This window comes from Pseudomonas sp. AD21 (genome assembly GCF_002878485.1).
In the GTDB taxonomy this organism is placed as follows: Bacteria; Pseudomonadota; Gammaproteobacteria; order Pseudomonadales; family Pseudomonadaceae; genus Aquipseudomonas.
This window is the reverse complement of record NZ_NQYG01000006.1, coordinates 1-21439: the sequence shown is the minus strand read 5'-3', so window position 1 is coordinate 21439 and position 21439 is coordinate 1. Positions and strand designations below refer to the sequence as shown.

Annotated in this window: 17 protein-coding genes and 1 pseudogene; 6 read left to right on the top strand and 12 right to left on the bottom strand. The window is 57.7% G+C overall.

Features of this window, described 5'->3' with window-relative positions:
- Positions 1-4 precede the first annotated feature (4 nt).
- From PseAD21_RS30190 to PseAD21_RS30185, 4 genes are all read right to left on the bottom strand, one after another.
- On the bottom strand, positions 5-235 hold the full coding sequence (locus tag PseAD21_RS30190; protein ID WP_371859048.1) for a DUF6602 domain-containing protein: 231 nt from the start codon (positions 233-235) through the stop codon (positions 5-7).
- Positions 236-332: 97 nt separating this feature from the next.
- A complete protein-coding gene (locus PseAD21_RS05280) occupies positions 333-758 on the bottom strand; it encodes a hypothetical protein (RefSeq protein ID WP_102354783.1) in 426 nt (141 codons plus the stop codon).
- A gap of 260 nt (positions 759-1018) precedes the next feature.
- Entirely contained in the window at positions 1019-2173 is a 1155-nt protein-coding gene (locus PseAD21_RS05275) for a hypothetical protein (protein WP_102354782.1), read from the bottom strand.
- Positions 2174-2221: 48 nt separating this feature from the next.
- Positions 2222-2410: a DUF4917 family protein gene (locus PseAD21_RS30185; protein ID WP_226500835.1), complete on the bottom strand. Its 189-nt coding sequence runs from the start codon at positions 2408-2410 to the stop codon at positions 2222-2224.
- 362 nt (positions 2411-2772) lie between these two features.
- Here PseAD21_RS30185 and PseAD21_RS05265 point away from each other — a divergent pair, with 362 nt between their 5' ends.
- Positions 2773-4542, top strand: a complete 1770-nt coding sequence (locus PseAD21_RS05265) for a hypothetical protein (protein ID WP_102354780.1) — start codon at positions 2773-2775, stop codon at positions 4540-4542.
- 92 nt (positions 4543-4634) lie between these two features.
- Positions 4635-4853, top strand: a complete 219-nt coding sequence (locus tag PseAD21_RS05260) for a hypothetical protein (RefSeq protein ID WP_102354779.1) — start codon at positions 4635-4637, stop codon at positions 4851-4853.
- 124 nt (positions 4854-4977) lie between these two features.
- Here PseAD21_RS05260 and PseAD21_RS29715 read toward each other — a convergent pair whose 3' ends face one another.
- The 5 genes from PseAD21_RS29715 to PseAD21_RS05235 form a co-directional block, all read right to left on the bottom strand.
- Positions 4978-5805 carry a hypothetical protein gene (locus PseAD21_RS29715; RefSeq protein WP_178082091.1) on the bottom strand — a complete coding sequence of 276 codons (828 nt, stop codon included), beginning with the start codon at positions 5803-5805 and terminating at the stop codon, positions 4978-4980.
- Positions 5806-6409: 604 nt separating this feature from the next.
- Positions 6410-7531: a TniQ family protein gene (locus PseAD21_RS30180; RefSeq protein ID WP_102354777.1), complete on the bottom strand. Its 1122-nt coding sequence runs from the start codon at positions 7529-7531 to the stop codon at positions 6410-6412.
- Complete coding sequence (locus tag PseAD21_RS05245; RefSeq protein ID WP_102354776.1) at positions 7489-8379, bottom strand: TniB family NTP-binding protein; 891 nt, start codon at positions 8377-8379, stop codon at positions 7489-7491. Before PseAD21_RS05245 ends, PseAD21_RS30180 begins: the two co-directional genes overlap by 43 nt.
- Positions 8376-10304 (bottom strand): helix-turn-helix domain-containing protein, encoded by a 1929-nt coding sequence (locus PseAD21_RS05240; protein ID WP_146011259.1) that lies wholly within the window; start codon positions 10302-10304, stop codon positions 8376-8378. The genes PseAD21_RS05245 and PseAD21_RS05240 overlap by 4 nt, the downstream gene beginning before the upstream one ends.
- Positions 10291-10845 (bottom strand): TnsA endonuclease N-terminal domain-containing protein, encoded by a 555-nt coding sequence (locus PseAD21_RS05235; protein ID WP_178082092.1) that lies wholly within the window; start codon positions 10843-10845, stop codon positions 10291-10293. The genes PseAD21_RS05240 and PseAD21_RS05235 overlap by 14 nt, the downstream gene beginning before the upstream one ends.
- Positions 10846-11103: 258 nt before the next feature.
- On the opposite strand from PseAD21_RS05235, the pseudogene PseAD21_RS05230 reads away from it, so the two are divergent.
- Positions 11104-11751: pseudogene (locus tag PseAD21_RS05230) on the top strand (ATP-binding protein); the annotation flags it as partial.
- A gap of 171 nt (positions 11752-11922) precedes the next feature.
- Here PseAD21_RS05230 and PseAD21_RS05225 read toward each other — a convergent pair.
- Together PseAD21_RS05225 and PseAD21_RS05220 are read right to left on the bottom strand one after the other, a co-directional pair.
- Positions 11923-13899 (bottom strand): methyl-accepting chemotaxis protein, encoded by a 1977-nt coding sequence (locus tag PseAD21_RS05225; RefSeq protein ID WP_102354775.1) that lies wholly within the window; start codon positions 13897-13899, stop codon positions 11923-11925.
- Between the two features lie 189 nt (positions 13900-14088).
- On the bottom strand, positions 14089-15009 hold the full coding sequence (locus PseAD21_RS05220) for a LysR substrate-binding domain-containing protein (protein WP_102354774.1): 921 nt from the start codon (positions 15007-15009) through the stop codon (positions 14089-14091).
- 159 nt (positions 15010-15168) lie between these two features.
- Here PseAD21_RS05220 and PseAD21_RS05215 point away from each other — a divergent pair, with 159 nt between their 5' ends.
- Positions 15169-16524, top strand: coding sequence for a NorM family multidrug efflux MATE transporter (locus tag PseAD21_RS05215; RefSeq protein WP_102354773.1), 1356 nt, complete (start codon positions 15169-15171; stop codon positions 16522-16524).
- Between the two features lie 108 nt (positions 16525-16632).
- Here PseAD21_RS05215 and PseAD21_RS05205 read toward each other — a convergent pair whose 3' ends face one another.
- Positions 16633-18306, bottom strand: coding sequence for a bifunctional diguanylate cyclase/phosphodiesterase (locus PseAD21_RS05205; RefSeq protein WP_102354772.1), 1674 nt, complete (start codon positions 18304-18306; stop codon positions 16633-16635).
- Positions 18307-18560: 254 nt separating this feature from the next.
- Between PseAD21_RS05205 and rep the strand changes: the two genes are divergently transcribed.
- Entirely contained in the window at positions 18561-20570 is a 2010-nt protein-coding gene (rep, locus tag PseAD21_RS05200; protein WP_102354771.1) for a DNA helicase Rep, read from the top strand.
- A 54-nt stretch (positions 20571-20624) separates the two neighbouring features.
- Positions 20625-21197 (top strand): xanthine phosphoribosyltransferase, encoded by a 573-nt coding sequence (locus PseAD21_RS05195; RefSeq protein WP_025113230.1) that lies wholly within the window; start codon positions 20625-20627, stop codon positions 21195-21197.
- Positions 21198-21439 lie beyond the last annotated feature (242 nt).

Sequence of the window (21439 nt, the reverse complement as noted above, 5' to 3'; positions counted from 1 at the left end):
CAACTCACTGCCTACTTACGCACCCATCTCTATCAATTATAAGAGCATTTACCTCTACTCCGTATTTAGACGGCAAAAATGAACGCAGCACATCGGCGAGAGCTTGTTCATTTTCACAACCCTTCAGGCTCTCATGCGGCAAACGTCTATTGAACAGCAGTGCGTCAGCTTCGAGTTTATTAAAAACACTCCGGAAATAACGATTCAGAAACTTTCTGTCCGCATCTCTGGCCATGATCTCTCACTATTTTTTTGTAAGGCAGAAGGGGGCGACTACCCTCCACCTTCCTCTGCCTGGTAATGCCTCGTGCCCATCGGAAACTCATCAAGGCTCAGTAGCGAGCGATAGTGCGAGCCAGATGCGTCGCCACGATCGCCAAGGTGTTCGCGAGCTGCATAGCCGGTGTGGGATTCAGCACGAGGTGATACTGAGACTCCAGCTTAACCAGCTTACGCAGCAGATAGCGCTCCTCCTTAGGTGACACATCGGAATGGCGTAACCGCGCCTCGATAGCCGAACGGTAGCCCCGGTACTCGTTCAGGAGCTGGTCGCGCTTGAGCGCCGTGGTGAACGGCAGGCATGCGTAGATGGAGGAGGAAATGAAGCATGACAGCACGGCATTCTCTTGACTTAGATGGCCCTGCATCCAGAGCGCAAGAAGGGGCATCAAAATGAACAACGGCAGAAGAAAGTACTTGTAGACACCCGCTGTGGCAGGCGCGGACCAGAAGCTTGGGCCGTACTTCGGCTTTTTCATCACGACTTACTCCATGTGGTTGATCTCCCGACATGAATAGCATCTCTGCTCAGCGGTCGCACCTGAAAACCATGCAGTTCCTACATCGCCGTCGATCTTGGGATTTTTGATGAGCAGGATTGGCTCTGCCACTCACCGGCGGCTACGAGAGAGCCATCGACCGGAGCGAGAAGCTCCTTTCGCAAGCCCGTCATCCAAGGTCTCGTAATTGGCTCTCTCAAACGCCATCGCTCTCAACCCCCGAAACAGGGCACCTCCGCTTAGAAGCGTTCCGAGTAGAGAGGTATGAACATCGACAACGGTCCAATGACTGAGCCATCGCGCAGCATGCTTACTCCGCTGTAGAGGTCCTTGATGGGATCGACCTCTGGCAGACCATCCAACAAATACCGATCACCTCGAGCCACATTCACCAGGTGCTTAAAGACTGAAAGCTCGATGCCCACGAATGTCCCTGAGTGAACGCCTAACCTGAAAGGGTCCCAACTGCGATGCTTAATCTGCATGCTTTTGAGGTCAATTAACGGCTCGTCGGTATCTTTTGCGTAGTAGCCACCTACGAAGTACCGGTTAAGGTCTGCGAAGGCGAACTGCCAAATTGTCACTGGAATACTGCTCTGCTGCTCCAAGCGCCGCGATCGCCGAATGGCAAAAGCCAAGTGTGGTTGGTCGATCTTCATCAGCGCATCACCATAGTGGCTGGCGATGACCCGTCCGGAGAGACGGAACGCGGTGTCTCCCGATATTGGTTCCTGGCCCTCTGTGCTTGGGTCTTCTGCATACAGCTTGGTCTGAACCTTGGGCTTAGATTCGGTTGCAAACCGGGTGGCCACGATATGGCCTTTCACCCTGACGGCCTGGCCCTCGGCGTCCAACACCCGAACCCGCGTGAACTGATTCCGCCAACGCTCAAACTCCTCCGTATTAAAACCCACCGAGGTGTAGCGCCCCTTCGCCTCCGCAAGTACAACAGAGCCCGCTCCATCGCTGCATAGATAATCAGGGATATCCCCTGGTACGGCACGCTCTACGGTAAATCCTTGGAAGTTCTCGCAGAGGTCGTCGATCAAGCTATCCAAATGCGCGAAGTACTTAATTCCCAGATGCTCATGCAGAAACCAGCGACAGAATGCCTGCCCCATCTCGCTGGACTTGCTCCGCTTGGCATTGGTTGATGCGCCCACACCGTCACCTTGAAATCGGAACTCGTCGTCTGGCATCAAGAATCTCATGTGCTCAAACTGAGCAGGATCCGGAAACGGAGGCTGAGTGCCGTAGGTGTCGAGGTAGAAGTGGTGATAAAGACCAGCAAGGTCCAGATCGATGACCGTTTTCGCCTTCTCTTTGGTAGCTCCCTGGAGCGTAGGAGGGATTGGCTTGTATTTGTTGAGTGCCAGATACAGTTTTTTTTTCATGAAACCCTCTCGATTCCGTCTTTCTACTCTACCGCGCTTGGTGCAGCGCTAAGCGCCGACTGCCCACTCGACACTCGCGCTGTCAAAAAACACAACATCTATCTCCCCGAGACGATCTCTGAGGGCTCTGAATGCGGTCTCACAGAACTGCTGGTTGCCCAGATATACCGAGCACGCAACCCGAGTCACATTCGCTTGCGATAGCCGTTGAAGTAAGTGCGCTTCCTGCTCGCCCATGTACGGATAATCACGATTATGTGACTTTGTGTACATGGCCGTTAGCAGTTCAATAACTGCTATTTGGCACACCTGACTCCTTGAAAAAATGCCGAGCCAGGCATCGGGGCTCTTGGCTGCGAAATCGCACTCCACGTGGCCCCACTGGCTCGACGCGCAATTATGGTTGCCGTGGGTAAGCCGACTGTCACAGTTGATTTGAGGGAGCTCACAACCCGACGGAAAGCCGGCGCCAATTTTCATCGCACCAAACACAACGACTAGATACACTGGCGCTGGCAAGTGATGGCAAACAAGTAGCACATCGGCGGTGTCGATGAAGCGTGGAATGGGTTGAACTGCAAGTCAGGAGAGAATGGTCGGTGACCAAAGCAGTGACGCGTTGCAATTTTGCATACCAAAGGCCTGACCTCAGGAATCCTGATAGCAAAACTCAAAACTGGGTAGGCGACTACCTCGTCTGGTGGTACGGCCCCGTGATGCGTAATAACAGGGCGATGTCCATCCCCCTTGCGGCCGTACTGTTCCGCGAACTGAAGGATAATGTCCCTGGTGAGTTTAAGGTGGCCCACGTTCCCTTCACCAGCCTTCCCCATTACAGAGTCGGTACAATCTGGCGCAATGGTCACTGCATATCAGACACCGAGCTCGACACGGCAAGGCTAACGGTAAACTTCAACGCATCAAGACGGCGGATTACCTCACGCAGAGGGCTCATCGCCGCGGATCAAGGACAACTTTTCTCAGATTACGAGTATCCGTTACTCAAGGGAAACGACGATGCCTGCAAGCTTCTCGACTTCTCGTTGGGTGATGATAAAAATCTACTGATCCCTTGCACAGAGTACTTCGTACGTGCCTATGCCAGAAACATGGAGATCTGCAGGGCCCTTGCTAATTTACGCTGGGACGATGTGTTTAACGTTCTTTATCAAAACCCGAAAGCAGAGCGTAATCTACCCGTTTGGCTAGTTCGCCCGGGCCCGAGAATGCGCTTCTTCGACGCAGTGTTCCTGGCTCACATTCTCTATGACCCATACACGGCTAGCGTTGTAAAAAGGGTGAATTCGCAATTCATGTCTCAAGCACCTGGCAAGCCCATGCTCCTCAAATGCGAACCATGGTTCGAAGGGCATGGTGAGATCCTCGGTCGGGGCAAATGGCTGAATGACGGGAAAACTTTTCTGTGCTTGGACCTGATGGGAACAAGCATGCCCAAAGGTCCAGAAGTTGAATTTCAAAAACTGAAGTTCGACAGTAGCGAAGGCTTGGATGGCCTAGGAAGAATCGTGCTGCCGCGTCCGATCAAAAGCGCTGCCCTCGAGGAGTTCCTCCAAGAACGCTCTACGATTGAGCCCGATCGACATGCCGAAATCTACGAGGCGAAAGCCGCGCCTTTCAAAGTGCTTGGCGAAAAACGGCCAGTGAAGAAATCAAAATCTGTCGTGAAAGCCAATAAAAGCCCACTTGGCCCAGCGCCACCTGAGGCAGAAGGAGTTTCTGCAGGTACTGGCACCGGAGGTGGGAAGAACGTCGGCAAGCTTGAGACCGTGTCGGATGCAGAGTATGAGACAGCACCTGACGTGGCGCTGGAAACACAAGGCTTTTTCATGGACATCTGGAATGCACTCAAATCAATCGCCGCTGCCAATCCGGAAAAGATCCTTCGCGTTGACTGGTACACGCCCGTGGCACGATTCAGCAGTAAGCCGCCACTCGGTGTCGTTGAGCTCGTGGTCGAAAACGAAGAGGATCTTCCATCAGATGTGCGCTCCTGGCTGTATCTCGACCGAAGTGCCGGACTGCGACGGGGAATATTGATCGTCCGCATCAAGACGACCAAGGGTAATTTCTTTTGCTTCGAGGTTCAGCGGAAGGACGGAAAAAAAGGTGAAATCCCTCCGGGATCTGCAGGATTGTTGATGACGTTCAGCGGAAATGAAGAGGCATTCAAGCATTTCGTCAACGAGCTATGCAGAAGGATTCCCGGCTACAGAGGGGTGTTCAGCAAACTCAAGACACTGTACCCAGAAGAATACGTCACGTTTAACCATGGCAAACATGACAAGGAAATTCTTTACCGGAACATCCTCATCAACAAATTCGGTGAGCTTGATCTAGCGCTTGCCTGATCGTGGAGCTATACCGATTCCCTAGAGAAGCGTCCCGCTGTAGCCGGCGAGATGAACTAGGCTTCCGGAAGCTCTTTACAAGGACGACCGTCATGACTGACTACTCAAACTGCAAGATCCCCACGGCTGATGCTCTGACACTGCTCCTGCACAACCAGCACGCCCTAGGCGCAGCGATCGAAGAAATCACCAAGTGGCTTTCAGAGAATGGTGTAGAGGGTGTTGCAGCCAATGCAGTGACAGCCATGGAAACCCTGGATGCAAATTCAAAAGCGATTGCAGACGCGATTATGCAACTACGGCAGAGCTAGATAACCTCACGGAACTCTAAAGTCCTAGATGACTTACCGCAATGGGAGACTTTCCGTAGGCTGCGGCCACGCAGCGTGATGGTCAGGTAGAGTGCAGAGAGATGGCCAAGTCAATGGATACACGTTAATCGACGATGGTTCGCTCATAGGTGCCCGCTGATGGCACCCACAGCACACCTTGTGGGCATTCAATGTTGAATCCTGCAGTCCCCTGATAGGCTGCCGGAACATAGACGAGTGCCTTGCGACTGATCCTGCCGATACCATGGAAATAGGCCAAGGCCTTAACAATCCATCGGGACTCAAAATCACTTGTCTCATCGCGTTGTGGCAGCAACTCGACAAGCTCTCGCTCGCGTTTCGCTAGTTTCTGTTGTCTTGCCCAATTCGCATCCGGACGAGAGTTCAGTCCCGCGCTGTAAACCTGGTTCAAGTACCCGATGAAGCCGGTGACACTGGCCACCGTCCCCGGCGACTTACACCAATAACCATCAAGCGCTTTCTGGTCGATCATTGCAGCGGCCTTCAGCCGCGAGTGATCCAGCAGGTCAGAGGCAGACCGTAAGGCGAGCCGAGCGGATCGTAAGCTAATGCCACCGGTCGCCAGCCGGCTTTGCAGTATGCGGTGATAACCAGCAATCAACTGCTGGGGCCAAGGCTCTCGGGGTTGCTCCATGATGCCCTGCACTCGTCGCTGCTCAGAATCTGCCTCGCGGGCCTGCGCGCACACCACCAAACCATCGAACTCGCTTAGCCAGCGTACTGGAACACGGACACGGCGCAATCCTTCGGCCGAGAAATGCCGCAGCAGATGAGCGTACGGAGGCACATCCTGCGAGACGTTCTCGAGCTCTTTGAAGAAGTCGTAATAGGCATTGATCTTCAGGGCCGCCGCCTTGGGGCCAAGCTCAAGCAAAGCCCAGCTTCCGAAACGTTCAAACCGCTGCGCCATGGATGGCACGCTCAAGCCGGCAATGTTTATTGCCAGGCGCTTGTGGAAAGTTCTCTCCCAATAGCACTGCTCACATTCTTGGCCGCGCCCGGGTGGTGTACTGACGCCACAAGTCACGCACGCATGTACGTCCTCTGCAATGCAGATCTTGCAGCGCCGCCGGCCATCAGGCCCCGCAACTAGCACTCGATGTCGCCGGCAATCAGGGCATGTCTCGGCAGCAGGCCCACTGCATTTTGGGCAAAGCAATTCACCAGTCCGCGTGTTCCTCGCTGTTCGCTGTGAAAGCGTCCCGCAGGATTCGCAGATTGCTGGCTCACGAAAGTGCACTGCGCAGGGTTTGCACACAGGCCCATAGAGAGTGATACGCCCGACTTTGAAATCGACTTTGTTGCATCGGGCGCATGGCCCACTCCTTAAGCAGGCGCTGCAGCGCGCTGCCTGATCAAATGTCGGGAGCCTGGAGAAATTGCCGCAGCCAGGACAGAGTCGACGCTTGAACAGTCGTGGATAGCAGTTCCCGCAATAGCGCTTTTCTTGGTAAACCCTTTTGGGCTGCGCTACGACACGGCCGCAGCCATCGCATTCACAGCGATCCAAATGTTCAACGGATGCCACGTCGTCTGACCTTTCGCTTCAGTCGCAGCCACATACGCAGCGTCTGCGCGGGGCTACTGGGATGTTGACGGCCAACACCACTTACCAAGTGATGCCTAGGCGACTGGAGTGCTGCGACCAAATCCAGCAGAACTGGAGGTGCACTATTGGGGGAAAAGTGCAGAGTCGAGGCTGGAAGCAACTCATGTCGCGCCGCTTCGATAAATTTTTCTGGCCCAGCCGACATTATTACCCACGCGATACTGAGCAGCACAGAGCGATCAGCGGGAGAGAGGTATTCAAGAGGCAACCCCAAGGGAATCGGCTGGAGAGACTCAGGCAATATGCCCAGTGACTCGAAGAATCGCCCAGCAGCAACGCTATGTCGACGTACTGCTGTTTGGGCAAAGCTCACCATGGTTCGTGCAACGGTCAACCAATCGCGAAAATCGAGAGACGATGTTCCGTACATGGGCCGAAGGCCAATGCTTTCGTCCACGTACCTCTGGAAAGCCAGCGCAGCTTCTGCTGCAGCGCTCCGATCTCCGCCGCTTAGTGAAGCACCGCACCTATGGCAGTCACTGAGCGAGGCACCGGCTCTCAGAAGTTCCGGCTGCAGAGGAGCCAGACAACGTCCACACCGGTCAACAAGCTTTATCTCATGGATAGGGCAGCAGGTATGCCAGGCCAAACGCCATTGGACGCAGTACCGCGAGTTATCTTGCGCAATGCAGTCGGGGCAGCATTGCAGACCCCCGCTATGATGCCCCCCTCTGCAACCCAACACCGTTAGCCAAGGCCAATTCCCGCACGGCAGTCTGTCCGGCCGACGCACGATCGAGGACATCGCAAACCCAAGGGTAGCGGACTGCAGACTCACGTAAGGTACACCCGATAGCCTGCTCAGAACCGCAAGCCTGCTCTCTGCGACAGATCGATCCAGATCACTTGCCCAAGCTCTAAAGCCAGGCCATGTGATTGCGGTCAACGCTGCGGGGGAGCAGCCGTGAGCAAGTGCCATCCTGACAATCCAGGAAGTCAGAAGCTCGTCGGCGAGCAGCGATTTAGTGAGGGGCCAGATCGGGTTTACAGGGCCTGCTCCCGGATGCCACGAGTAGGACGTAACCATGACATGCTCTCGATGAGTTCTATGTCAATGCACTCCTTACCGGAAGCTATGGCCTGCTTCGCACACTCCATCAGAAGCCGGTGCACATTCCCCAAGTTTCCGCCGGAAATTGCGTGTATACGTCGAGCCTTGTCTGGATGTGCCAACTCAGAGGGCTTCTTCAGCGGCAGTATCGACTCAAACCCTTTGAGCATGCGCTGGAATTCGGGATCGAGCTTCCACTGATCGAGCTTGATGACATCGAAGCGACTGGCATGTTGTGGGTCATGATGAAGGATACGAACGGCATCTGTTGTGCCGACGCCAATGATCGGTATTACCAGTTCATTACAGAGCGACTTCAAGGCGTTCATCACCTCACGCTGCTTGATCGCAGAGCCCGTTAGCAACGAATGAAACTCATCAATGATCAGCATTCTGACCCTGAGTTCACGGAAGGAATGAATCACCTGGTAACGCAATGCCAACTTGGTATCCGTGATCCTGTAAGGCATCCATAGCTGCTCCAACAAAGCCACATACAGAGCCTTCTCATCAGCAGCCGAAGGTGCCTCCGCCAGAATCAAGGGGCGGACCGGATCATCATTTTCGTCGACGTACCCTTCGCCATGCGTTTTCTGAAAGCGCCGAATGATGGTCGTCTTGCCGTTGTTGGAATCGCCCACAATCAGCAGATTAGGCATGCGGGCTCGCTTGGGCATGACGATCAGGTCATTAAGCGTATCCAGGATTGTGCGAGCCGATACATACCCGATCCAGCGCTCCTCTCCCATGAAAAGGATCCGTTCCCGGTCACTCAGCTGCAACACCGGTCGAAAATCAGAATGGATGTGTTCGTATGTGCTCATTCGACTTCACCTGTCGATTCGACCTCCGAAAGCATAAGTAGGTCAGAATCCTCCTGAATGGGGTCCAGTACCAGCTTCGCAACGGGCTTGCTCGGTTGGGCCGGCGTACCCTTCTTGCTGTGGGTACGACTCTTCTGAGCGTCTTTGCGGGCTTTCTTGCTGTTCGCGGACGCCTCTTCGACAAGCTTTCGGTTTTCGACGGCGTACTCGGCGATCAACGCATCGTCTATGTTCTCGCGCCCTTCGCTTACAGCTTTGCACTTGGCAGCGTGATACTCCCAAAGGGTTACCGCAGGAAATGCCTGGTATGAGGCCGGCACTCGGAAGTATTGCTTCAAAACAGGGTCGTAGAACCAAATGATGCTGACATCCCTAGGATCCCGTCTGAAGAGCAGTTTGAGAGCCTTTCCGGTCGCGGGATCCTTTTGGTTGATCCAATGACGCAGCGCCTCGGAGTAGTAGAACAGATCCCACTGCACACCATACGTCTGCACTGTCCTGCGAACAGATGGGAGGAAGTCCAGCTGCACCGCCAAAGGATCCGTCGGTCGCGCCGGCACACTGATCAGGGGATCTACCTCCCGGTTGCCGAAGAATGCCAACTGCCACTTGCGAGCTGGGCTCATGTGGAGCTTTTTATGGTAGGTCTGGTGGTACTTCAAAATTGCCCGAACCAGCCATACCTCGAATTCCGCCATTGTGAGAACGGCTTTAGCATCCGAGTCATAGCCCTCACGCTCCTGAGGGTTACTGAAGGTGGTTCCCGGTAGCTCGTGCACCATCCTCATGAAGGTGCCAAGCACCCGCTCAATTCGACCACCGTACTTTGGAACCCTGGATGGTCGGAAGACGCTGTCTATCCCGTAGTTCTTGCAAGAATCTACGATGTTCTGCGCCCTGAAGTCTGCACCGTTATCAGTGTGAATCGTGCGCGGAAAACCCCATACCGGCCACTCTCCACGGATGTCGTGGGCAGCCAGCCAGGCTTCCTTGGGCAAAATCGAATGTGCGATGCACATCGCCACAGATGTCTCGGAAGGCGACTCGAACGCCAAGTAGTAGCCAACGATCATGCAGGAGTAGATGTCGATGGCAAGGGTGAGCCATGGCCGACCAATTGGCTTGCGATGGCGTTCGTCCACCACAATGAGATTGACCGGGGTATGGTCGATCTGCACAACGGCTAGGGGATAGCCTTCGTCTGGAAACTGACCGACTGAAGGTGTGTGTCTATTGTTCGCCTGCTCGGCATATCCACGCCGGCGAAGCTTCACCACCTCGGGAATCTGTCGGATCCGGGCCCTGATCGCGGATGCACCCGGAGGCTGAATGTCTAGCACTCGCGCTCTGCGTTCGACTTCCGAAATGGTGGACTGAACCGTGTACCTTTGCTCAGTCAGGTAGTAATCAGCCAGCACCTCTTGTACGAGCTTTTCTCCTTCAACAGAAAGACGCGTACTACCCTCACGCCATCCTCGTTTGCGCGGAACGAGAGCCAAGACCTCATTCCATCGATTGTAGCGATTCAGCCAACGATAAAGGGTTGCCGGGCTGATTCCTGTCGCCTTCGCGCGCGCCGCGACAGTTTCTTTGGATAAGACCGTGTTGCCTAGCAACGGCAGAATGGCGGAGTAACGCTTTTGCGCAATAGCCCAGGCATCCGAGCTGATGCTGCTGATATCGTGGTTAACGTATAGACCGTCCAGTTTTTCCGCATCCACCGCCCTTAGGTCCAGAATCTGTAGAGCCGCACTGCGACCGGTCTCGACCTCCGTCGCGATCACCGTTTGCAGATCCAAGATCTGAACAATCCGGTAGACCTGCCTGTCTCGCCGCACCATCGCGCCGACCTCAATGGGAACGCGAGACCGAACGGGCTCAAACGGGACCAGATGCTCGCTGGTGTCGTCTTCATACAGTTTCATGATCAGGCACCCAGAGTTCGAGGTCATGATTCAGCGGTTCAGTAATGTCGCAGTCAACCTGACGCGAGGCGATCAGGTACCACAGCAGCGATACGCCTCGATCGCGGAAAATACCGTTGAAATGCCGTGCTAGGAGGTAGTGCACCGGAGCAACTTCCATCTCGCGCAGCGTATTCAGCACTGAATCGATGTCACTTTGTTCAAAGATCATTCGCTCAAAGCGCTCGAGGAACACAATGTTTTCGAGCGCAAGGCCACGAATCCGCGACTCGTCATAAATGCGGAACTGCCACCCCTGGCTACGAGCCAACCGGCGTGCTTCCTTCCACTTGCCTGACCAGGCTCGCCAGTTCTCTACCCATTGTTCCCTCGGTTTTACCTCCACAAGCAGCGGCCGTAGCACGCCAAAGTAAGGCAAGTTCTGCTGGTGGTAAAAAACAAGATAATCAGGCGTGTAGATCTGCGGGCGTCCTAGGGAGTCGGAGAAAGGAACCTCCACCGGTTGGGAGATAACCGACTCAACCTGGTGAGAGAAGCGCATACGCTTCAGAAAGTCTCTTTCCAATGACGACTCGAAAGCGACCCCACCTAACCCTTTGAAAGCCATCACTCCTGAAATGCTGCGGCGGGTCGGCTTGATCTTCCGAACCGGCTTAATCTGGTCGCATTTATTTCCGATCATTTTTTATATGGTCTCATTTATTACCGACAAGCTTCTCAGTAATTTCAGAAGGTTTTGATGGCCGATAGCGGCCTCTAGCGTAGCTATTTATCATGTATTTCGAAAGCCTACAGCAGCTCCAAACCGCAACCCGGCGAAATCACTCTCGCCCACCATGGCGTGCTGTTTCTCGATGAACTGCCTGAGTTTGATCGCAAGGTTCTGGAGGTTCTGCGGGAGCCTCTGGAATCCGGACAAATCGTGATCGCCCGAGCCAAGGATCGCGTGCGATTCCCGGCGCGTTTCCAGTTGGTGGCGGCGATGAACCCGTGCCCCTGTGGATATCTTGGCGAGCCCAGCGGCAAGTGCTCATGCACCCCAGACATGGTGCAGCGCTATCGCAACAAACTGTCGGGACCGTTGCTGGATCGGATCGACCTGCACCTGACGGTGGCGCGGGAAGCGACGGCACTGAATCCGGCAGTGCCGCCAGGAGAGGACAGCGCCAGTGCAGCAGCCGTGGTGGCCGAAGCGCGTGAGCGCCAACAAAAGCGTCAGGGTTGTGCCAATGCGTTTCTCGATCTGCCGGGGTTGAAGCGGCACTGCAAATTATCCACAGCCGACGAGACCTGGCTGGAGTCAGCCTGTGAACGGCTGACCCTGTCGCTGCGCTCGGCGCATCGACTTCTCAAGGTCGCCAGGACGTTGGCCGATCTGGGGCAGGAAAACGAGATCCGACGCGAGCATCTGGCAGAGGCGTTGCAATATCGGCCGGCAACACAATGAAAATGACAGCGCCACTCGCAAATGGACTGCCCCGAAAAATAAACATCCTGGCGCTGCAGCGTGCCATCGACGCCGGTCGAGTAGCGATCGACGCCGTTGCCTATTCGGGAGAATGGGGAGAGGTCGACTCCAGCGAAGACCTCTCCGCGTACCAGTAGCCGGCACGCCGCATCAACGAAAGCGATCTACCTCTGAGCGCAGATCGGCGGCCAGCTTCTCCAGCTCTTTCGCGGTCACCGCAAGATTGGAAACCACTTCGCGCTGCTCACTGTTGGCCAGTGCAATACTTTGCAGGTTGCTGCTGAGCAACGTCGCGGTGCTGCTCTGCTCCTGCGTCGCCGTGGTAATCGCCGCAAACTGCTGCCCTGCCGAACGGCTTTGCTCATCAATGCGCGCCAGTGCCGAGGCGACATTGGCATTACGCGACAAGCCTTCCTGCATCAGCACATTGCCCTGCTCCATGGTGCTGATCGCGTTGCCGGTTTCCTGCTGGATGCTGTGAATCATTCCGGAGATTTCGTCAGTCGCCTGACGAGTGCGCGAAGCAAGGTTGCGCACCTCGTCAGCGACCACCGCAAAGCCACGGCCTTGCTCACCGGCACGCGCGGCTTCAATCGCAGCGTTGAGCGCCAGCAGGTTAGTCTGTTCGGCAATCGAGGTGATTACGCTGACAATGCCGCCGATTTCCTGGGAGCGCTGACCGAGGGTGTTGATCACGGTAGCGGTGGTGTTCAGTGCACCAGCGATTTGCTCCAGCGAGGACGAAGCTTCTTCCATCGAGGTGCGGCCGATCTGGGTCTGTTGGGCATTTTCCTGCGCCAGACGCTGGGTTGCGCCCATGTTGTCGGCAATGTTCAGCGAGGTCGCGCTGAACTCTTCCACCGCGCCGGCCATGCTGGTGATTTCGCCGGACTGCTGCTCCATGCCTTCGTACGCTCCGCCGGACAAACCGGACAGGGCCTGGGCGCGGCTGTTGACCTCTTCCGAGGAGCGGCGGATGTGCTCGACCATGGTCGACAGCGCCTGGCTCATCTGGTTGAACGCACGGGACAGTTGGCCGATTTCGTCATTGCTCGACACGTTCAGACGCACGCTCAGATCACCGGCGCCCAAAGCTTCAGCCTGACGGACCAGGTCGCTCAGTGGTGCCAGTTTGCTGCGCAGCAACCAGACTGCAGATCCGACCGCCAGCAACATCGCCAACAGACTGCCAATGGCCAGTTGCGTACCGACGCTCCAGGTCACCGCGCGGATCTCGGCTTTCGGCATGCTCGCCACCACCGACCACGGCCCACCCTCGAACGGTACGGCGATGCTGTAGAAGTCTTCGGAGGTGTCACTCCAGAACTCGCCTTTACCCGGCTTTGCAGCCAAACCTTTGATCACCGGCACCGCTTGACCCGGTGCCTGCACACCAGCCGGCGCGACCAGCCATTTGTTTTGCTCATCCAGCAATGCCAGCGAGCCGCTCTGACCGATGCGGAAACGCTTGAGGTTGTCGAACTGGGCGTTCTGCGCATCGGTGTAGTCGAAACCGACGAACAACACCGCAATCACCTTGCCGCTGCCATCGCGCACCGGGGTGTATTGGGTCATGTAGGAACGATCGAACAGCAAGGCGCGCCCGACATAGCCCTGCCCTGCCATCAACTTCGCATAGGCCGGGTGGGTGTGATCGAGCAAGGTGCCGATGGCGCGCGTGCCATCCTGTTTGGTCAGCGAGGTGCTGACCCGCACGAAGTCTTCGCCGCTGCGCACGAACAACGTGGCGACACCGGCGGTCATTTGCTTGAACTCGTCGACTTCCTTGAAGTTGTTGTTCAGTACTTCGCTGCCCAGGTGCAGGCCCGGGGTCTGGGTCCCGGCAACGGTCACCGGCTCGTCCGGGGGAATGCTCAGGCCCGCGCTGAAGCGCTTCTCGAACAACCCGCTCAGGCGCTGCGTGCTTTCACGCAGCGTACCGTGGAAGGTGCTCAACTGGTCGGCCAGCAGCCGCGCTTCACTGGCGAGGTGTTCTTCACGGGTGGCGAGGTTGGCGGTATCCAGCGAACGCAGGGCGAACACCGTACTGCCACTGATGACAATCGCCAGTATCACAGCAAGCGCGAGGCCCAGCTGCGAGGCGATCCGGGCGCGAGGTTGAGACATGGACAGCTCCTGGCCGAGCCGCCGGATCCTCCTTGATCGCAGCACCTGCTCGGAAAATTCTAATAATGGGGGTGAAATCGTGGAGACCGGCACGACGGTCCCACATGCTCATTTTCGGCGGTAAAACCGAATACTTGAGTAAATAGCGGGGTTATGGCGCAAGGCCGGCATTGTGGCGGCTCGAACGTTTCAGCTCAACCGCTTGACCACCGGCAGCGCCATGGCGCGCACTTCGCCTTGCAGGAAGTCGCTGAGGCGGCGCAAACGTTCACCTCCCGGGCGGGTTTTCGGCCACACCAGGTAGTAATTCAGTCCGCTGGCGACGGCGGTCGGCCACGGCAGACTCAAGCGTCCTTGCGCCACATCCTCAGCCACCATCAGCAAATCGCCCATCGACACACCGTAACCGCGCGCCGCCGCGATCATCCCCAGTTCAAGGGTATCGAACACCTGCCCGCCCTTGAGCGAGACCTGCTCGGACAGCCCCATGTGCTCCAGCCAACTGCGCCAGTCGCGCCGATCCGGGGTCGGATGCAACAGCTCGGTGGACGCCAGTCGCGCCACATCCCAAGGCTGATCGTTCAGCAGGTTCGGCGCACCGACCGGAATCAGTTCTTCGGGAAACAGCAGGCTGGCCTCCCAGTCCGGCGGAAAATGCCCGTCGCTGAGCAGTACCGCGCAGTCGAAAGGCTCGTTGTTGAAATCCACCGAATCCACGTCCATCCACGCACTGGTCAATTGTACTTCGTTGCCCGGTTGCAGATGGCGAAAACGACTGAGCCGCGCCAGCAGCCAACGCATGGTCAGGGTCGACGGCGCTTTCATGCGCAGGATGTCGTCCTCGGCACGCAAGGTGTTGCAGGCACGCTCAAGCGCAGCAAAACCGTCGCGAATCCCCGGCAACAGCATCCGCGCCGATTCGGTGAGCTGCAGGTTACGTCCGCTGCGATGAAACAGCTTGCAGGCGAAATGTTCTTCAAGCGTACGAATGTGCCGACTCACCGCACTCTGGGTGATCGACAGCTCCTCGGCGGCGCGGGTGAACGAGCTGTGCCGCGCCGCCGCTTCGAATGCGCGCAGGGCATACAACGGAGGAAGACGACGGGACATGCAAAAAAGCTCCTGTAGCGGGATACAGCCAACCTGGCTGGATCTTCTCATAATGAGTTTTAATCATGCCACCCATCCTTTTTATCCCTTTGTGCAAACGCTGCCAAGCGCCGAGAATCGACGGTCCCCTGTTCCCTCTTTCAATGAGTGGTGATGACCATGCAGCATCCTGTGCGTACCGAACTCTGGGCCATCCTGCGGCTGGCGGGGCCGTTGATCGCTTCACAGTTGGCGCACATGTTGATGGTGCTGACCGACACCCTGATGATGGCGCGCCTCAGCCCCGAAGCCTTGGCCGGTGGCGGGCTGGGGGCGGCGAGTTATTCGTTCGTGTCGATTTTCTGTATCGGCGTGATCGCGGCGGTCGGCACCCTGGTGGCGATCCGTCAGGGCGCCGGCGACATCGTCGGCGCGGCGCGCCTGACTCAGGCCGGGCTGTGGCTCGCGTGGCTGATGGCGCTCGGCGCCGGACTGCTGCTGTGGAACCTGAAACCGGTGCTGCTGCTGTTCGGCCAGACCGAAACCAACGTCAATGCCGCGGGGCAATTTTTGATCGCCCTGCCCTTTGCCCTGCCCGGCTACCTGAGCTTCATGGCCCTGCGTGGCTTTACCAGCGCAATTGGCCGGGCGACCCCGGTGATGGTCATCAGCCTCGGCGGCACCGTGGCCAACTTCCTGCTCAACTACGCGCTGATCACCGGCCTGTTCGGCCTGCCGAAAATGGGCCTGACGGGCATCGGCCTGGTCACGGCGATTGTCGCCAACTGCATGGCGCTGGCACTGGCCTGGCACATCCGTCGGCATCCGGCCTACGACGCTTATCCGTTGCGCGCCGGCCTGTCGAGGCCGAACCGCCAGTATCTCAAGGAGTTGTGGCGCCTCGGCCTGCCGATTGGCGGCACCTACGCAGTGGAAGTGGGTTTATTCGCCTTTGCCGCCCTGTGCATGGGCACCATGGGCAGCACGCAACTGGGCGCGCACCAGATCGCCCTGCAGATCGTTTCGGTGGCGTTCATGGTGCCGGCGGGGATGTCCTACGCGATCACCATGCGCGTTGGCCAGCATTACGGCGCCGGGCAGTTGAGCGATGCGCGGATGTCCGGGCGGGTCGGCATCGTATTCGGCGCGGTGGTGATGTTGGGTTTCGCCATGGTGTTCTGGCTGTTGCCGAACCAGTTGGTCGGGTTGTTCCTTGATCACAATGACCCGGCGTTTGCTGAGGTGATTCGCCTGGCGGTGAGCCTGTTGGCGGTGGCGGCATGGTTCGAACTGTTCGACGGCACGCAGACGATTGCCATGGGCTGCATCCGTGGGCTCAAGGATGCCAAGACCACGTTCCTGGTCGGCCTCGGTTGCTATTGGCTGATTGGCGCACCGGCGGCGTGGTGGGGCCTGGCGCTGGGGCTGGCGTGTGCGGCGGTGAGCCTGACGCTGGCGTTTGAGTGGAAGATGAAGCGGATGATTCGGCTGGAGCCGGCGCCATCAAATCAATACACCGTCGCCCAGCCTGACTGAGTACCCTTGTAGGAGTGAGCCTGCTCGCGATGGCGGTGTGTCAGGCAATGATGATTTGTCTGATACACCGCCATCGCGAGCAGGCTCACTCCTACAAGGGATAGGTGTTTAGCCGACGATTTCGAGGGCTGGCTGCTGGCTTGAGCCGAACGTCAGGTACTCCACCAGCTCCGCCAACGGCAACGGCCGGCTGATCAGATAGCCCTGCACCTGATCGCAGCCAAAGCCACGCAACAGATCCAGCTGTTCGGGCGTCTCGACCCCTTCCGCCACCACTTCCAGATGCAGGTTGTGCGCAAGATTGATCATCGCGTGCACCAGTTTACGGTTCTCCTCACGTTGCTCCATGCCACCGACGAAGCTCTTGTCGATTTTCAGCAAGGTGATAGGCAGGCTGTTGAGGTGCACGAACGATGAGAACCCGGTGCCGAAGTCATCCAGTGAAAAGCGCACGCCGAGGCGGCCGAGGGCGTCCATGGTCTGCTTGACCAGATCGCTGCGGCGCATCACCGCGGTTTCAGTCAGTTCGAATTCCAGCCATTGCGCTTCAACGCCCCGCTCAGCGATCAAGCGACTCAAGGTCGGCAAAAGCTGACTGTCCTGAAACTGGCGGAACGACAGGTTGATCGCCATGTGCAGCGCCGGCAGGCCGCGCTCGCGCAAGGCCTGCATGTCACGCAGGGCCCGGGAAATCACCCAGTAACCCAGCGGCACGATCAAGCCGCTCTGTTCGGCCAACGGCACGAATTCACTCGGCGGCAGCAATCCGCGCTCGCCATGACGCCAGCGCACCAACGCTTCGAGGCCGACAATCTGGCCGTCCTCAAGATTAAGCCGTGGCTGGTAATGCAACTCCAGCTCATCGCGACGCAGGGCCCGGCGCAACTCGCTTTCGAGGTCAGCCATGCTCCGTGCATTGCGGTTGATGCGTTCGTTGAAGATATGGAAGGTGCAGCCTTGGGTGCTCTTGGCCTGCTGCATGGCGATGTGCGCGTGCCACATCAGCGGGTCGGCGCCACCTTGCGCGCGGGCATGGGCGATGCCAAGGCTGGAGCCGATCAACAGGCTTTCGCCGTCAACCCAATACGGCTCGGACAAAGCTTCAGTGATGCGTTCAGCCATCCACTCGGCGCGTTGCGGCGCACGGCGGGTGTCGATCAGCAGGGCAAACTCATCGCTGCCCAGGCGCGCCAGTTGATCACCGGCCTCCAGCTGGCCTTTCAGCCGCGCGACGACCTGCAGAATCAGACGGTCGCCAGCCTGATGGCCGAGGGCATCGTTGGCGTGACGGAAGTTGTCGAGGTCGAGATGCCCGAGGGCCACGCCACGCCCGTCGTTTTCCGCGAGGCGCGCCGTGAGCAGGGTCTGGAAACCCTGACGGTTGGCGATGCCGGTCAGCGGATCCTGTTCGGCCAGGCGTTGCAGGGTGTTTTCAAGAACGCCGCGTTCGCGCACGTGGCGCAGGCAACGGCGCAGCATGCCGGCGTCGAGGGCGTCGAACACCAGCCAGTCGCTGACGCCATCGGGCGCCGTAGCCGGTTCTTGATCCAGCAGCAACACCGTCGGCAGGCTGCAACGGCCCGGGGCCGGCTGCAACGCGGGAACGGTCAACAACACCGCATGGCGGTTGTCTTCGAACAAACTGCTGACCGACTCCCAGCTCGGCGCGCTGATCAGCACCGCCGCGCTCCCCATCGGAGCCAGACACTCGCGCAATAACGCTGCCCACGCTGGCTCTTCGGCCAGTAGCAGCAAACGCAAGGGTTCGACAGGCGTAGACAAGCTAGCTCCCTAGACTCTGCAATGATGTGGGCGGGGCATTATGCCGTTGCGATGTTCAATGACAACGATTATCAGAACGTTATTTTGTGTCACGAATGAGAACATTAGCCGCAAAATCACCGCGCATCCTCCGCGAAAGTAACAAAACCGGCAAATTTGAATCGCGCGGTGCGTCACAAGTCGGAGAGAGCAGCACAAATCGCTGAGCCTGTTAAAATGCCGGCCCATTTCGTCAACGACTCCCGAATTTTCGTATGTCCCGACTCAATCCCCGGCAGCAAGAAGCCGTGAACTACGTCGGCGGCCCTCTATTGGTGCTCGCCGGCGCTGGCTCCGGCAAGACCAGCGTGATCACCCGCAAGATCGCGCACCTGATCCAGAACTGCGGCATCCGCGCCCAGTACATCGTCGCCATGACCTTTACCAACAAGGCCGCGCGCGAGATGAAAGAGCGGGTCGGCACCCTGCTGCGCGCCGGCGAAGGACGCGGCCTGACAGTCTGCACCTTCCACAACCTGGGCCTGAACATCATCCGCAAGGAACACGTGCGGCTGGGCTACAAACCCGGTTTCTCGATCTTCGACGAGACCGACGTCAAAGCCCTGATGACCGACATCATGCAGAAGGAATACGCGGGCGACGACGGCGTCGACGAGATCAAGAACATGATCGGCGCCTGGAAAAACGACCTGATCCTGCCGCCGCAGGCGCTGGAAAACGCGCGTAATCCCAAAGAACAGACCGCTGCCATCGTCTACACCCACTACCAGCGCACGCTCAAGGCGTTCAACGCAGTGGACTTTGACGACTTGATCCTGCTGCCGGTAAAACTCTTCGAAGAGCACGCCGACATTCTCGAAAAGTGGCAGAACAAGGTGCGTTACCTGCTGGTCGACGAATACCAGGACACCAACGCCAGCCAGTACCTGCTGGTGAAAATGCTCATCGGCAAGCGCAACCAGTTCACCGTGGTGGGCGACGACGACCAGTCGATCTACGCCTGGCGCGGTGCACGGCCGGAAAACCTGATGTTGCTCAAGGACGACTATCCGTCCCTGAAAGTGGTGATGCTCGAGCAGAACTATCGCTCCACCAGCCGCATCCTGCGCTGCGCCAACGTGCTGATCTCGAACAATCCGCACGAATTCGAAAAGCAGCTGTGGAGTGAGATGGGCCACGGTGACGAGATCCGCGTGATCCGCTGCCGTAACGAGGACGCCGAAGCCGAGCGCGTGGCCATGGAAATCCTCAGCCTGCACTTGCGCACCGACCGCCCGTACAGCGATTTTGCGATTCTCTATCGCGGTAACTATCAGGCCAAGCTGATCGAACTGAAGTTGCAGCACCACCAGGTGCCGTACCGTCTGAGCGGCGGTAACAGCTTCTTCGGCCGTCAGGAAGTGAAGGACTTGATGGCCTACTTCCGCCTGATCGTGAACCCGGATGACGACAACGCCTTCCTGCGCGTGATCAACGTGCCGCGCCGCGAAATCGGCTCGACCACCCTGGAAAAACTCGGCAACTACGCCACCGAACGCAAGATTTCGATGTACGCCGCCACCGACGAAATCGGTCTGGGCGAACATCTGGACAGCCGCTTCACCGATCGCCTGTCGCGCTTCAAGCGCTTCATGGACAAGGTGCGTGAGCAATGCGCCGGCGAAGACCCGATCTCGGCGCTGCGCAGCATGGTCATGGACATCGACTACGAGAACTGGCTGCGCACCAACAGCTCCAGCGACAAGGCTGCCGATTACCGGATGAGCAACGTCTGGTTCCTGATCGAGGCGTTGAAAAACACCCTCGAGAAGGATGAAGAAGGCGAAATGACCGTCGAGGACGCCATCGGCAAACTGGTCCTGCGCGACATGCTGGAGCGTCAGCAGGAAGAGGAAGACGGCGCCGAAGGCGTGCAGATGATGACGCTGCATGCGTCCAAGGGACTGGAATTCCCTTACGTGTTCATCATGGGCATGGAAGAGGAAATCCTCCCGCACCGCTCCAGCATCGAAGCCGACACCATCGAAGAGGAACGCCGCCTGGCCTACGTGGGCATCACCCGCGCGCGTCAGACCCTGGCGTTCACCTTCGCCGCCAAACGCAAACAGTACGGCGAGATCATCGATTGCGCACCTAGCCGCTTCCTCGATGAGCTGCCGCCGGACGATCTGGCGTGGGAAGGCAACGACGACACACCGACCGAAGTCAAAGCCGTGCGGGGCAATAGCGCACTGGCTGATATACGCGCGATGTTAAAGCGCTAGAATTGACCACTTTTTAAAGCTTAGGGCGCACAAGCGCCGAACGAGGACAGCTTCATGGAAGCACTGCACCAGAAAATCCGCGAACAAGGCATCGTGCTTTCCGACCAGGTCCTGAAGGTCGACGCCTTTTTGAACCACCAGATCGACCCGGCCCTGATGAAGCTGATCGGCGACGAATTCGCCACGCTGTTCAAGGATTCGGGGATCACCAAGATCGTCACCATCGAAGCCTCGGGCATCGCCCCGGCGATCATGACCGGTCTGAACCTCGGCGTGCCGGTGATCTTCGCCCGCAAGCATCAGTCCCTGACCCTGACCGAAAACCTGCTGTCGGCGACTGTTTACTCGTTCACCAAGCAGACCGAAAGCACCGTGGCCATCTCCCCGCGTCACCTGACCAGCAGCGACCGCGTGCTGATCATCGACGACTTCCTGGCCAACGGTAAGGCTTCGCAGGCGCTGATCTCGATCATCAAGCAGGCTGGCGCCACCGTGGCTGGCCTGGGCATCGTCATCGAGAAGTCGTTCCAGGGCGGCCGCGCCGAGCTGGATTCGCAGGGCTACCGCGTCGAATCGCTGGCCCGTGTGAAATCGCTGAAGGACGGCGTTGTTACCTTCATCGAATAAAGCCACACCGCAGCCCCCTTGTAGGAGTGAGCCTGCTCGCGATGGCGTAGTGTCAGTCGACATCTTGGTTGACTGATACACCGCTTTCGCGAGCAAGCCCGTTCCCACAGTTGTTTTGGGTCAGGCCGTTAGTGTGCGGTGGCCTTGGGACCGAATGGCGTCGATACCTTCATCGAATAAAACCACACCGCAGCCCCTTGTAGGAGTGAGCCTGCTCGCGATGGCGTAGTGTCAGTCGACAT

Excerpts from the sequence above, each read along its gene's own strand:
- PseAD21_RS30190 (WP_371859048.1), bottom strand. The coding sequence starts at position 235 with ATGGCCAGAGATGCGGACAGAAAGTTTCTGAATCGTTATTTCCGGAGT.
- PseAD21_RS29715 (WP_178082091.1), bottom strand. The coding sequence starts at position 5,805 with ATGGCGCAGCGGTTTGAACGTTTCGGAAGCTGGGCTTTGCTTGAGCTT.
- PseAD21_RS05240 (WP_146011259.1), bottom strand. The coding sequence starts at position 10,304 with ATGAAACTGTATGAAGACGACACCAGCGAGCATCTGGTCCCGTTTGAG.
- PseAD21_RS30180 (WP_102354777.1), bottom strand. The coding sequence starts at position 7,531 with ATGGTTACGTCCTACTCGTGGCATCCGGGAGCAGGCCCTGTAAACCCG.
- PseAD21_RS05235 (WP_178082092.1), bottom strand. The coding sequence starts at position 10,845 with ATGCGCTTCTCTCACCAGGTTGAGTCGGTTATCTCCCAACCGGTGGAG.
- PseAD21_RS05280 (WP_102354783.1), bottom strand. The coding sequence starts at position 758 with ATGAAAAAGCCGAAGTACGGCCCAAGCTTCTGGTCCGCGCCTGCCACA.
- PseAD21_RS05215 (WP_102354773.1), top strand. The coding sequence starts at position 15,169 with ATGCAGCATCCTGTGCGTACCGAACTCTGGGCCATCCTGCGGCTGGCG.
- PseAD21_RS05195 (WP_025113230.1), top strand. The coding sequence starts at position 20,625 with ATGGAAGCACTGCACCAGAAAATCCGCGAACAAGGCATCGTGCTTTCC.
- PseAD21_RS05225 (WP_102354775.1), bottom strand. The coding sequence starts at position 13,899 with ATGTCTCAACCTCGCGCCCGGATCGCCTCGCAGCTGGGCCTCGCGCTT.
- PseAD21_RS05245 (WP_102354776.1), bottom strand. The coding sequence starts at position 8,379 with ATGAGCACATACGAACACATCCATTCTGATTTTCGACCGGTGTTGCAG.
- PseAD21_RS30185 (WP_226500835.1), bottom strand. The coding sequence starts at position 2,410 with ATGGGCGAGCAGGAAGCGCACTTACTTCAACGGCTATCGCAAGCGAAT.
- PseAD21_RS05275 (WP_102354782.1), bottom strand. The coding sequence starts at position 2,173 with ATGAAAAAAAAACTGTATCTGGCACTCAACAAATACAAGCCAATCCCT.
- rep (WP_102354771.1), top strand. The coding sequence starts at position 18,561 with ATGTCCCGACTCAATCCCCGGCAGCAAGAAGCCGTGAACTACGTCGGC.
- PseAD21_RS05260 (WP_102354779.1), top strand. The coding sequence starts at position 4,635 with ATGACTGACTACTCAAACTGCAAGATCCCCACGGCTGATGCTCTGACA.
- PseAD21_RS05220 (WP_102354774.1), bottom strand. The coding sequence starts at position 15,009 with ATGTCCCGTCGTCTTCCTCCGTTGTATGCCCTGCGCGCATTCGAAGCG.